Here is a 12,174-nt window from a genome sequence, read left to right as displayed (position 1 = left end):
AGGGCGCTACCAGTCAATCCTTCAGCCAGTCGAACACCGGAAGGTTTTTAGCCTCCAGCCATTCGCGATTGTAGAGCGATGAAAGATAACGGAATCCCGTGTCAGCCAAAATTGTCGCAACGCGCGGCTTTTCCCGCCCCTCGGCCACCAGTTGCCGCCCCAACGCCACGGCACCCGCAACATTGATGCCCGAAGACAGCCCCAGACACAGCCCTTCTTCCTTCAGCAGGCGGCGGACCCATTCCAGCCCTTCCTCATCCGAAATGCGAAACTGCGTGTCGATCGGCGCGCCTTCGAGATTGGCGGTAATCCGGCCCTGCCCGATCCCTTCCGCGACCGAGCTGCCTTCCGCCTTCAGTTCGCCATGGGCGTAGTAATTGTAGAGCGCGGCGCCAAATGGATCGGTCAGCGCAATCGTGATGTTCTCGTCAAAGGCTTTCAACCCCATGCCGACCCCGGCAATCGTGCCGCCGGTACCGGCCGCACAGGTAAACCCGTCAATGCGCCCGTCCAGTTGTTCCCACAATTCCGGGGCGGTGGATTCGATATGCGCCTTGCGATTGGCGGTATTGTCGAACTGGTTGGCCCAGACGGCGCCTGCGGTTTCTTCCGCCAGCCGCCGCGATGTGTGCACGAAGTGGCCAGGATTGGAATAAGGCGCCGCCGGCACCAGCACCAGTTCGGCACCCAGCGCCCGCAGCGTATCCATCTTCTCGCGCGATTGCGTTTCCGGCATGACGATCACGGTCTTGTAACCGAGCGCATTGCCGACCAGCGCCAGCCCGATCCCGGTATTGCCCGCCGTGCCTTCGACAATCGTGCCGCCCGGCTTCAGGTCGCCCCGGCGTTCCGCGTCCCGCACGATCCACAGCGCCGCCCGGTCTTTCACCGAGGCGCCGGGATTGGCGTATTCGCATTTGCCGTAAATCTCGCAACCCGCGGCCTCGCTCGGCCCCTTGAGCAGGGCCAGCGGGGTGTTGCCAATCAGTTCGAGCGTGTTCGGGCGGAGAAGCGGTGCAGTCATGTCGACAGAGTTAGAGCTTCAGGCCACCTTCCGCAACGGTTGTGCGTGAGGCAGCCCGAACAATGCCTCAGTCTTCGGGTGCAATCGTGACGCGCAAGCCATCGAGCGCATCATTCAGCGCCACCTGGCAGGACAGCCGCGAGGTGTCGTTGCGGTGATCGGAACTGTCGAGCAGATCGTTCTCGTCTTCGCTCATCGGCGGCAGCGCGTCGGCAAAGGCGGGATCGACGAACACATGGCAGGTCGCGCAGCTGCAACAGCCGCCGCACAGGGCCAGCAGTTCATCAAAACCATTGTCCCGGATCGCTTCCATCACGGAAACGCCGTTATCGGCTTCAACGGTGCGTTCTTCGCCATCACGATTTACGACGATCAATTTAGGCATGTATTCCGATTCCCTCGAAACAGTTCGACCTGTCGGCCCTATCGCGCGCGTGCTAGGGCCTGCCGTTGCATTTGACAAGTCGGAGGAGCCATGGGGCTCAATACGAAGAGATTGCGCGCGGGGATAGATTTCGTGGCCAGCCACGAACCGGCCTTTGCCACGGCGCTGGAAAAGGCAGGCTATCCCGAACCGCGCATCCGCGCCCGCGGATACCAGACCCTGCTGCGCACGATTGTGGGCCAGCAGGTCAGCGTGGCCGCCGCCGCGTCGGTCTGGAACCGGCTGGAGGAACGGTTCAGCCCCGATCTGCCCCCGGCCCTTCTCCTCGAAGCCGATTTCCACACCTTGCGCGCCTGCGGCCTGTCACGCCAGAAGCAATCCTATGCGCGGTCGCTGTGCGAACTGGTGGTGGGCGGCGCGCTCAATCTGGAAAACCTGCCGGACGATGATGAGGCAGCCATTGCCGAACTGATCCGAATCAAGGGCATTGGCCGCTGGTCGGCGGAAATCTATCTGCTGTTTGCCGAAGGGCGCGCCGATGTCTGGCCTGCGGGCGATCTGGCCGTGCAGGCGGGATTACACAAGATCCTCGGGCTGGGCGGGCGCCCCGATGAAAAGGAAACCCGGCGACTGGGTGAACAATGGCGCCCCCATCGCGGTGCGGTCGCCATTTTCACCTGGCATTGCTACAACAATCCGGCGCTCTAGTGACCCGAATCTGCAGTTCGCAGCATTGTGTGGCAGGCGCTGAGCGAATTTCAAATCCACCACACTAGTGCCCTCTATGCCGCTGCGCCCGCCGTGGCCCGCAACGGCATATCCAAACACGGTTACCCGGCCAGGGCGTCCATGGTTTTCGCCATAGTCACATCGCGCTGCGACAGGCCGCCCGCATCATGCGTGGTCAGGGTCACCTGCACCCGGTTGTAGACATTGAACCATTCGGGATGATGGTCCTGCACCTCCGCCTGCAGAGCCGCACGGGCCATGAAGCCGAATGCTTCGCTGAAATCCTTGAATGTAAATGTTCTTTCGATAGCAAGCCCATCCGCGCGCAAGCGCCATTCGGGCAGGGCCGCCAGCGCGTCTTCGCGTTCTTCCCGGGTCAATTGTGTTACCGACATCGTGCTCTCCTTGGCAGGGTGCCGGCTTTCCCCTATCCCGCGCCTCTATGCAAGCCTCCCTGCCCCGCTGGACAGACACGCCCTCTCTTGCCGTGACGGACCTTGCCTGTCGCCGGGGGACAGGCTGCTGTTTCGCGGCGTCGGCTTCACGCTTGCACCCGGTGATGCGCTGCATCTGGCCGGGGCCAACGGGATCGGGAAATCCAGCCTCATCCGTATTCTCACGGGATTGATGCAGCCCTTTGCAGGCACGGTGGCGCGGCAGGGGACGATCGCTCTGCTGGACGAACGGTCCGCGCTGGACCCGCACCTTCCGCTTGGCAGGGCGCTGGCCTTTTGGGCGGGGGTGGACGGCGCAGACAGTGCCCAAGGCACACAGGCGGCAGAGCTGCTGGGTCTTGCCCAATTGCTGGATGTGCCGGTGCGCTATCTTTCCACGGGCCAGAAGAAGCGTGCCGCCCTGGCCCGGATGATCGGGCAGCAAGCGCCGCTGTGGCTGCTGGACGAACCCCTGAACGGGCTGGACAAGGACGCCGTGGGGCTGGTCGAAACGCTGGTGCAGGACCATTGCCGCGCAGGCGGGATCGCGGTCATCGCCTCGCACCAGCCGTTTGTTCTGGCGAATATGGAGCGGTTCGAACTGGAAAGGCATATCCCGTAATGGGCAGCCTTGGCCGTATTTTCCTGCGCGACTGCGCGCTGTTGATCCCCGGCGGACGGCGTGGCGGCAGCCTCTTGCCGCTGCTGTTCTTTCTGGCTGTGGCGATGCTCTATCCCTTTGCGGTCGGACCCGATGCCCCCTGCTGGCCCGGACAGGCGGTGGGGTGATCTGGGTTGCCGCGCTGCTGGCGGCTATCCTCCCGCTCGACCGGCTGGTCGCGCCTGATCTGGAACGCGGATTCTTCGATCAATGGGCGCTGCGCGGGATTGCCGAAGAAGCGATTATGGCCATGCGCGTCCTTGCCCATTGGCTGAGCTTCGGCCCGCCACTGATGATCGCCACCCTGCCAGCGGCGGCGCTGCTCGGGATCGACGGCCCCACACTGCGCATGGTGGAACTGGGGTTGCTGGCGGGCACACCGGGCCTTGCCGCGATTGGCATATTGATCGCGGCGCTCACCGCATCGCTGCGATCGGGGGCCGCGCTGGCGGGATTGCTGCTGATCCCGCTGGCCGTGCCGATCCTGATTTTCGGCGCGGGCAGCCTGTCCAGCGGCGGGGAAAGCGGCCTTGCGCTTACCGCCGCGATCAGTCTGCTGCTGGTGGCAATCACGCCATTCGCGGCGGGCGCGGCCATTCGCGCCGCGCGGGAATAGCGGCAGCCATTAATACGGCGGCTTGTGCAGACCCTTGGGGCTGAGCGTGAAAATCTCGCAACCCGTTTCGGTAATGCCGATCGAATGTTCGAACTGGGCTGACAGCGACTTGTCCCGCGTGACCGCGGTCCACCCGTCGTTCAGCAGTTTCACCCCGGCCTTGCCAAGGTTGATCATCGGTTCGATCGTGAAGAACATTCCGGGTTTGAGCACCGGGCCGGTGCCCGCGCGGGCAGCATGGATCACTTCGGGCGCATCGTGGAACAAGCGCCCCAGCCCATGCCCGCAGAATTCGCGCACCACACCATAACGATACTGTTCGGCATGGGCCTGAATGGCCGCACCGATATCGCCCAGCCGCGCGCCGGGCTTCGCCTGATCGATCCCGATCATCAGGCATTCGTGCGTCACATCGACCAGACGCCGCGCTTTCAGCGATACATCGCCGACCAGATACATGCGGCTGGAATCGCCGTGCCACCCATCCAGCAGCGGGGTCACATCGATATTGACGATATCGCCGTCTTTCAGCGTTTTGTCGGACGGGATGCCGTGGCAGACGACATGGTTGATCGACAGGCAGGAACTGTGTTCGTAACCGCGATAGCCCAGCGTGGCAGGCACCGCGCCGCCATCCAGCGTCATTTGCCGTACGATATCGTCGAGATAGCCAGTCGTCACACCCGGCTGCACCAGCGGGGCCAGCGCGTCGAGGATTTCTGCGGCCAGCCGGCCCGCCTTGCGCATCGCTTCAAAAGCTTCGGGGCCATGCAATTTGATCGTGCCGTCGCGCAGCACAGTGTCGTCGGCCGTAATGGTCTGATACTCGGTCATGCTGGCCATGTAGCGTCTGCAGGCCCAAATTGCGAGTGGTCAACGACCGATTGCAAAGCTGCCTTTGTATTCGGGCTTCACTGTCGCAAGGATTGCGGGGGTTACCGGCAGGGTAATTTCATAGCTGCCTTCGGCATAGGGACCGGCGGCATAAGGCCCGATCAGGAAACCGATCCGATCGAACGCCTTGCGCCCGGCCGAGCCGAGAATCACCTGCGTTTCCTTCAGCCCGATGCAGGCGGTCATCCAGTCATCCTGATTGCGCACCACCTTTTCTTCCCGGCGTTTTGACCGTTCGCGATCCAATGCATCGCACAAGGCGGGCTGCACGGCTTTTTCCAGTGCGGGGGCGGAACTGAACAGCGACAGCGCCTCGCGCCGGACATTGGCCTTCTTGTCCCACAACAGGCCGCCGTAACCGGTATTGCCATGGGCACCGCCGGTATAGGCGTAGACTTCCATAGACAGGCTGAGCCAGTCGGGCAGATCGGTGACCACGGCCCATTCGGTGACCTGATCATATGGGCGGAATGGGAATCCTTCCTGTGCCGCTTCCTTGCGGAATTGGGCGGTATCGTTGATCAGATCGCCGCGCGATTTTTCGAGTTCCGTATCCAGTTCGGCCTTCAATGCCGGAATTTGCGCCGCAGCAGCAGGGTAGCTGAAGCGGAATGTATAATCGTCCGTCTTCTCCTCCACCTCGCGCGCTTGCGCGGGCTTTGCGCTCGGTGCGGGCGCAGCCTGCTCCGCCACGGTGTCGGTCTTGTCCGCCGCTTTCCCCGTATGCGGTGTAGGTTCGCCTTTTTCGGGCGTGCACGCCGTCAGGATCAGGGCCAACAGGCCGGTGGCGACAACGGGCAGGCGGCCATGCGGATTCTTCTCGCGCATATGATCTCCGTGGGGCATGAGTAGCGTATATGACGGACAAACACGCGCTGATCCAGCCCGATCGCGGGCAGAAATCGATCCCTATCCATCTCGTATCGAAGGACAGTTTCGCCGACTGGGCCAAAGGGTTGACCAATGCGCAACGTGCGGCGCTGGAAGGACAAAAGTTTACCGGCGGCGGTTACGAAGTGGGAATCGTGCCCGATGGGGAAAACTGGTTCGCGGTGGGCGGTGTGGCCAACCCTGCCAGCCTGTCGAGCTGGTGTCTGGCCAAACTGGCCGAAACGCTTCCGGCGGGAACTTACGCATTGGCACAGGGCGATCCGGGCAAGGCGCTGCTCGGCTGGCAGACCGCGCAATACCGTTTCACACGCTACCGGCAGGATAGCGAACAGACCGGACCGCGTATCCTCTTGACGCAGGATGCCAAGGGGATCGATGCCGCACTGGCCGAAGCCGCAGCGATCGGCAAAGTCCGCGATCTCGTCAACACGCCAGCCGAAGACATGGGCCCCGCCGATCTCGAAGCCGCCGCCGAAGCACTGGCCAAGGAACATCGCGCCGATTGCCACGTGGTGCGTGGGGATGTGCTCCAGCGCGACTACCCCATGGTCCACGCGGTCGGTCGGGCGGCAAGCAGGCACCACGCCCCGCGCCTGATCGAACTGATCTGGGGCGATCCCAAAGCCCCCCGCGTGGCCATCGTGGGCAAGGGCGTATCTTTCGATTCGGGCGGGCTGGATATCAAACCGGCCTCTGCCATGCTGCTGATGAAAAAGGATATGGGCGGTGCAGCCCATGCCCTCGCGCTGGCTGGCCTGATCATGGGCGCCGCGCTCAACGTGCGCCTGCACCTGCTGGTGCCAACGGTGGAAAATGCCATCGCGGGCAATGCCTTCCGGCCGGGGGATGTCCTGCGGTCGCGGCAGGGGTTAACCGTGGAGATTGGCAATACCGATGCCGAAGGACGCCTGATCCTTGCCGATGCGCTGACCCGGGCGAGCGAGGAAAAACCCGATCTGATTATCGATTTCGCCACGCTGACAGGGGCTGCCCGGGTGGCGCTGGGGCCAGACCTTCCCGCCCTGTTTGCCCGCCGCGATGAAACCGCCGACGCGGTGATCACTGCCGGCCGTGCGCATGATGACGAAGTGTGGCGCCTGCCCCTGCACGATGCCTATGCCGAATGGCTGAAATCGGACATCGCCGATACCAACAACAACCACACCAACGGCTTTGCCGGTGCTTCGGTGGCGGGCCTGTTTCTGGACAAATTTGTGGGCGATGGCATCGATTGGATACACTTCGACACTTATGCCTGGCGGCCCGTGGCCAAACCCGGACGGCCCAAGGGCGGTGAAGCACTGGGCTTGCGTGCGGTATGGCACATGCTGCAGGCGCGATACGGATAACTTGATCGAGGAACCATGCGCGGCTAAGCGGCCCCACTTTCTGCCGAGGTACAACGAGTCTTGACCGAACCGACCATCCCCACCGGCCAGCTGACCCTGTCCGGCCCGAGTGAGAAGCTCGATGCCGCGCATTGGCCAGTGCGCGGGGACCTTGCGCATATCCGCCTCGCGGGGCGCTGCTTTGTACCGCATTATGCCGTGCCTGTACCGCATGATACACTGCAGGATACCGCCCTGCATGCCGCAGCGCGGCAGGATGCGGACGTGATCGCACAACTGGCGGCGGGCACGGTTTTCAACGTGCTGGACATCGCCGGTCAATGGGCCTGGGGCCAGGTGGGCGAAGACGGACTGGTTGGCTACGTCGCCCTGACGCAACTGGAAAAGAAATGAGCATCACGGTTTTCATCGATGGCGCCGCTGGCACCACGGGGCTGGAAATTGCCGAACGGCTGGCCGGGCGGGCGGAAATCGAACTGCTCATCCTCGATGATGACCGGCGCAAGGATGCCGGTGCCCGGCGCGATGCCTTCCACGCCGCAGACTTTGCCGTGCTGTGCCTGCCCGACGATGCCGCGCGCGAAGCGGTGGCGCTGGCCGAAGGGTCCAAAGTGCGCATTATCGATGCCTCCACCGCGCATCGGGTCGCCCCTGGCTGGGTCTATGGCTTTCCCGAAGTCGTCGGACACGACATGGTCACGCGGGCGCAGCGCATCAGCAATCCGGGCTGTTATTCGACCGGCTTTATCGCGCTGGTTGCGCCGCTGGTCCGTGCAGGTCTGCTGCCGGCTGACTGGCCTTATACCTGCAACGCCGTGTCAGGCTATTCGGGCGGTGGCAAGGGCCTGATCGAACGGTTTGAAGACGATACCGACATTGCCTGGCGCGGTTACGCGTTGCAACTGGGACACAAGCATGTCCCGGAAATGCAGACGCGCTGCGGCCTGGCGATCGCGCCGGTATTCACCCCTGCGGTCATCCCCGCGCACCGGGGCATGGTTGTGGAAGTGCCGCTGCCGCTGTCGGCGATGGACGGTGCGGGCACCCCTGCGGCGATGCACGAATGGCTGGCCAATTTCTACGCCAGCAGCCCCGTCGTGCACATGGGCGAAGCGCCCGCAGATGGCGAAATGCTGCTGCGGAAATCGCGCGAACCGAGTGATCGGCTGGACCTGCATGTCTTCGCCTCCCCGGACGGCAGCCAGGCGCGCTTGATCGCCGTGCTCGACAATCTCGGCAAAGGCGCAAGCGGGGCGGCGGTGCAATCGCTGAACCTGATGGCCGGGCTTCCCGAAACGGCGGGTCTGCGACTCTGACCGCAATCGGATCGGCCCGACAGCCGCCAATGCCTAATATTTAGGCATCCATGTGATCAATATTTATGCAGCGTTTGCGGCAAGAGCACAGTGTCACCGCAATGATGCACAGCCCTGTTACCGGGAAACGCTGATTCCAGCCTTTTCGCGCGGCACGCAATGGCCTAATTCACCCATGAGCCACTTGGCATGATTCTTGATAAGGATTGGCCGAGACAGTTTGACATCCCGGTCTCGCGCCTTGCGTGGCCGGCTAGATGTGTGAGGTTACAGGACACGTGAAGAAGATCGAAGCCATCATCAAGCCGTTCAAGCTCGACGAGGTGAAGGAGGCGCTGCACGAAGCTGGCGTATCAGGCATCACCGTCACGGAAGCGAAAGGTTTCGGCCGCCAGAAGGGCCATACCGAACTCTATCGCGGCGCCGAATATGTCGTCGATTTCCTGCCCAAGGTGAAACTCGAAGTCGTGGTCAGCGATGAAACCGCGGAAAAGGTCGTGGAAGCGATCGCCGCTGCGGCGCAGACCGGGCGGATCGGCGACGGCAAGATCTTTGTCAGCCCCGTGGAAGTCGCGGTGCGCATCCGCACCGGCGAACGGGATAACGACGCCATCTAATCCGGAATTCCAATATCCGGGCCGCCTCCGCCGAAAGGCCGGCCCCTCAGTTCAATCGGCACATTAAGGGAAATACTAAAATGGCCAGTGCAAAGGACGTCCTCAAGCGGATCAAGGACGAGGAAATCGAATGGGTTGACCTGCGCTTCACCGACCCCAAGGGCAAGTGGCAGCACCTGACGATGGTTTCCTCGATCCTCACCGAGGATGAACTGGAAGAAGGGCTGATGTTTGACGGCTCGTCGATCGCCGGCTGGAAGACGATCAACGAATCCGACATGATCCTCAAGCCGGATCTGGACGCCGTTTACATCGACCCGTTCAGCGCCACACCGATGATGATCCTCGTCTGCGATATCGTCGAACCGTCGACCGGCGAACTCTACGCCCGCGATCCCCGCTCCACCGCGAAGCGCGCCGAAGCCTTCGTCAAGGCCAGCGGCATCGGCGACACCGTCTATGTCGGCCCCGAAGCCGAATTCTTCATGTTTGACGATGTCCGTTTCTATGACGGTTACAACGGCAACGGCTATGTGATCGACGACATCGAACTGCCGACCAACAGCAACAAGGAATACGAAGAAGGCAACCTGGCGCACCGTCCGCGCGCCAAGGGTGGCTACTTCCCCGTTGCCCCGGTTGACAGCGCTGTCGACATTCGTGGCGAAATGGTCACCACCATGCTAGAAATGGGCCTGCCCTGCGACAAGCATCACCACGAAGTGGCCTCGGCACAGCACGAACTGGGCCTGACGTTCGGCACGCTGGTCACCACTGCTGACCGCATGCAGATCTACAAGTATGTCGTGCACATGGTCGCCCAGGCCTATGGCAAGACCGCCACGTTCATGCCGAAGCCGATCATGAAGGATAACGGTTCGGGCATGCACACGCACTTCTCGATCTGGGATGGCGGCAAGCCGCTGTTCGCCGGTAACGGCTATGCTGGTCTGTCCGACATGTGCCTGTACTTCATCGGCGGCGTGATCAAGCACGCCAAGTCGCTGAACGCCTTCACCAACCCCACCACCAACAGCTACAAGCGCCTGGTTCCGGGTTACGAAGCACCGGTTCTGCTGGCCTATTCGGCCCGCAACCGTTCGGCTTCCTGCCGTATCCCTTACGGCACGGGCGAAAAGGCGAAGCGCGTGGAATTCCGTTTCCCCGACGCGATGGCCAACCCCTACCTGTGCTACGCAGCGCTGCTGATGGCCGGTCTCGACGGGATCAAGAACAAGATTCACCCGGGCGAAGCCATGGACAAGAACCTTTACGATCTGCCGCCGGCCGAACTGGCCGAAGTGCCGACCGTCTGCGGTTCGCTGCGTGAAGCGCTGGAATCGCTGAATGCCGATTACGAATACCTGCTGGAAGGCGGCGTGTTCACCAAGGACCAGATCGATTCCTACGTCGAAATCAAGTGGGAAGAAGTGATGCGCTTCGAAACCACGCCGAGCCCGGTCGAATTCGACATGTACTACAGCTGGTAATCAGCCGATCTCGCGATCAACAGGGGGCGTCCGGGAAACCGGGCGCCCTTTTTGATGCAGGGCCTGCCCCCTCCTCGCAATCGTCAATTGCCGCGCGCATCCGCTTCCTTTACCCAGCCTGCATGAACGATTTTGCAGCGGTTTACGAACAGGGACATGTCCGCGAACTGTCGCGTGAAGAACTGCTGACCTACGCCGGGATCGGCTTTACCTGGCTGCACATCGAAAGTGCCGATCCGAACCTCCATTCACTGGGCGACGTCGCCTTGCCCGAAATCGTTGCGGGTGCACTGACCGCCGCAGAAACCCGTCCGCGCTGCGATGCGGTCGATCATGGCGCCATTCTCAACTTGCGGGGCACCGCGCTGGAAAAGACCGAAGACACCGATTGGCTGGTATCGATCCGCCTTTGGGTCCAGCGCGGCCGCGTGATTTCCTTCAGCCGCATGACTCTGGGCGCATTCCCCAAAGTGCGCGCCGCCTTTTTGCGGGGGGAACTCGCCGATCCGGGCGATCTCGTCTCGCTGCTCGCGCGGGAAATCAGCCTCGAACTCGATCCGCATGTGGCCGCCCTCAGCGACGAGCTGGACGATTGCGAAAGCGCGCTGGAAACGGAAAACATCTACGGCCTGCGGCGCACCGTTGCACAGGTCCGCTCTGCCGCGATCTCGTTCCGGCGCTTCGTTGCCCCGGATCGCGATGCGCTGGATGCGCTGACATCGCTCAACTTTCCTTGGCTCGCCGCCGAAGACGTGCTGCACATCCGGGAAGCGACCGACCGGTTCGCGCGCATGGCGGAAGAACTGGAAGCGGTGCGCGAACGGGCGGCGCTGATTCACGAACAATTGACCGACCTGCGCACCGAACTGGTCGACCAGCGATCGCTCTACATTGCGATTGTCGCCTTTATCTTCCTGCCGCTGACCTTCATCACCGGCCTGCTGGGCATGAATGTGGAGGGTATTCCGTTCGCCCATCATCCGTGGGCTTTCTGGGGTGTCGTCGCGTTTTGCGCCCTTGTCGGGCTGGTCGTACTCGGCTGGTTCGGCATGCGTCATTGGCTGAAACGCTGAACCTGCAAGAAAGCATTTTCCTACAGCCCGGTTCGTTCATTATCTGTTCGCCTCCTTTTTCGAATCATCGGAGGCCAGCCCGTGCAACGCCCAATGCCGCGCAAAATGCTTTTCGACGCTATTCGCCGCCTTCTCGGCCGCGCTTTCCAGCAGCGCGAAGTCACCGCCATCGATGCGGCGATCGATGCGATGCAGGCAGGCGACACGCCTGCGGAACCCGATCGCCCGCGCACGGTGAGCCCACGCGGCATAGTCCTGATCCAGCGCTTTGAAGGCTGCGCACGCTTGCGCGCCGACGGCATGGTGGAGGCCTACCCCGATCCCGGAACCGGCGGTTCACCGTGGACGATCGGCTGGGGTGCAACCGGGCCGGAGATCGGCCCCGGCACCGTATGGAGCCGCAGCCGCTGCGATGCCCGACTGGCAGAGGACATCGCCCGTTTTGCATCAGAGGTCGATCGGGCACTGGGCGACAGTCCAACCAGCCAGAACCAGTTCGACGCCCTGGTATCGTTCCATTACAACACCGGCGCCATCCACCGCGCGACATTGACCCGCAAGCATTGTGCGGGCGATTGCGCCGGGGCGGCGGACGAATTCGCGCGCTGGAACCGCGCAGGCGGCCGGGTTCTGTCCGGTCTGGTCAAGCGCCGCGCCGCCGAAGCCGCCCTCTATCGGCAAATCTGACGCCATAC

14 protein-coding genes and 1 pseudogene are annotated in these 12,174 nt (G+C 62.6%); 10 read left to right on the top strand and 5 right to left on the bottom strand.

The features are described from left to right. Window positions 1-13: 13 nt before the first annotated feature. Together EGO55_RS13195 and EGO55_RS13190 are read right to left on the bottom strand one after the other, a co-directional pair. Window positions 14-1,024 (bottom strand): cysteine synthase A, encoded by a 1,011-nt coding sequence (locus EGO55_RS13195; protein WP_021690374.1) that lies wholly within the window; start codon window positions 1,022-1,024, stop codon window positions 14-16. 67 nt (window positions 1,025-1,091) lie between these two features. Continuing rightward, entirely contained in the window at window positions 1,092-1,409 is a 318-nt protein-coding gene (locus tag EGO55_RS13190) for a 2Fe-2S iron-sulfur cluster-binding protein (RefSeq protein ID WP_021690373.1), read from the bottom strand. A 90-nt stretch (window positions 1,410-1,499) separates the two neighbouring features. Here EGO55_RS13190 and EGO55_RS13185 point away from each other — a divergent pair, with 90 nt between their 5' ends. Then, window positions 1,500-2,117 carry a DNA-3-methyladenine glycosylase family protein gene (locus EGO55_RS13185; RefSeq protein ID WP_021690372.1) on the top strand — a complete coding sequence of 206 codons (618 nt, stop codon included), beginning with the start codon at window positions 1,500-1,502 and terminating at the stop codon, window positions 2,115-2,117. Between the two features lie 122 nt (window positions 2,118-2,239). On the opposite strand, the gene EGO55_RS13180 is transcribed toward EGO55_RS13185, so the two are convergent. Next, on the bottom strand, window positions 2,240-2,533 hold the full coding sequence (locus tag EGO55_RS13180; RefSeq protein ID WP_021690371.1) for a 4a-hydroxytetrahydrobiopterin dehydratase: 294 nt from the start codon (window positions 2,531-2,533) through the stop codon (window positions 2,240-2,242). Between the two features lie 10 nt (window positions 2,534-2,543). On the opposite strand from EGO55_RS13180, the gene ccmA reads away from it, so the two are divergent. Together ccmA and EGO55_RS13170 are read left to right on the top strand one after the other, a co-directional pair. Further along, window positions 2,544-3,194, top strand: coding sequence for a heme ABC exporter ATP-binding protein CcmA (gene ccmA, locus EGO55_RS13175; RefSeq protein WP_210766533.1), 651 nt, complete (start codon window positions 2,544-2,546; stop codon window positions 3,192-3,194). Beyond that, window positions 3,194-3,849 (top strand): annotated as a pseudogene (locus EGO55_RS13170) (heme exporter protein CcmB). Before ccmA ends, EGO55_RS13170 begins: the two are co-directional and overlap by 1 nt. Before the next feature lie 9 nt (window positions 3,850-3,858). Here EGO55_RS13170 and map read toward each other — a convergent pair. Together map and EGO55_RS13160 are read right to left on the bottom strand one after the other, a co-directional pair. After that, on the bottom strand, window positions 3,859-4,683 hold the full coding sequence (gene map, locus EGO55_RS13165; protein ID WP_040715970.1) for a type I methionyl aminopeptidase: 825 nt from the start codon (window positions 4,681-4,683) through the stop codon (window positions 3,859-3,861). 39 nt (window positions 4,684-4,722) lie between these two features. Continuing rightward, on the bottom strand, window positions 4,723-5,571 hold the full coding sequence (locus EGO55_RS13160; protein ID WP_021690367.1) for a DUF4163 domain-containing protein: 849 nt from the start codon (window positions 5,569-5,571) through the stop codon (window positions 4,723-4,725). A gap of 29 nt (window positions 5,572-5,600) precedes the next feature. Here EGO55_RS13160 and EGO55_RS13155 point away from each other — a divergent pair, with 29 nt between their 5' ends. The 7 genes from EGO55_RS13155 to EGO55_RS13125 all read left to right on the top strand — a co-directional run bounded on the left by EGO55_RS13155 (window position 5,601) and on the right by EGO55_RS13125 (window position 12,166). Then, window positions 5,601-6,983: a leucyl aminopeptidase family protein gene (locus tag EGO55_RS13155; protein WP_021690366.1), complete on the top strand. Its 1,383-nt coding sequence runs from the start codon at window positions 5,601-5,603 to the stop codon at window positions 6,981-6,983. Between the two features lie 60 nt (window positions 6,984-7,043). Next, window positions 7,044-7,376, top strand: a complete 333-nt coding sequence (locus EGO55_RS13150; RefSeq protein ID WP_021690365.1) for an SH3 domain-containing protein — start codon at window positions 7,044-7,046, stop codon at window positions 7,374-7,376. Continuing rightward, the gene (gene argC, locus EGO55_RS13145) at window positions 7,373-8,299 is read left to right on the top strand and encodes an N-acetyl-gamma-glutamyl-phosphate reductase (protein ID WP_021690364.1); all 927 of its coding nucleotides are present in this window, start codon (window positions 7,373-7,375) and stop codon (window positions 8,297-8,299) included. Before EGO55_RS13150 ends, argC begins: the two co-directional genes overlap by 4 nt. Before the next feature lie 278 nt (window positions 8,300-8,577). After that, complete coding sequence (locus tag EGO55_RS13140; protein WP_040715728.1) at window positions 8,578-8,916, top strand: P-II family nitrogen regulator; 339 nt, start codon at window positions 8,578-8,580, stop codon at window positions 8,914-8,916. A gap of 80 nt (window positions 8,917-8,996) precedes the next feature. Continuing rightward, complete coding sequence (glnA, locus tag EGO55_RS13135) at window positions 8,997-10,406, top strand: type I glutamate--ammonia ligase (RefSeq protein ID WP_021690362.1); 1,410 nt, start codon at window positions 8,997-8,999, stop codon at window positions 10,404-10,406. 122 nt (window positions 10,407-10,528) lie between these two features. Next, window positions 10,529-11,479 carry a CorA family divalent cation transporter gene (locus EGO55_RS13130; protein ID WP_021690361.1) on the top strand — a complete coding sequence of 317 codons (951 nt, stop codon included), beginning with the start codon at window positions 10,529-10,531 and terminating at the stop codon, window positions 11,477-11,479. A 105-nt stretch (window positions 11,480-11,584) separates the two neighbouring features. Then, window positions 11,585-12,166: a lysozyme gene (locus tag EGO55_RS13125; RefSeq protein WP_210766530.1), complete on the top strand. Its 582-nt coding sequence runs from the start codon at window positions 11,585-11,587 to the stop codon at window positions 12,164-12,166. The last annotated feature ends 8 nt before the right edge of the window (window positions 12,167-12,174 follow it).

Origin of the sequence: Caenibius tardaugens NBRC 16725, assembly GCF_003860345.1 — a bacterium.
In the GTDB taxonomy this organism is placed as follows: domain Bacteria; phylum Pseudomonadota; class Alphaproteobacteria; order Sphingomonadales; family Sphingomonadaceae; genus Caenibius; species Caenibius tardaugens.
This window is presented reverse-complemented; position numbering and strand designations above follow the sequence as displayed.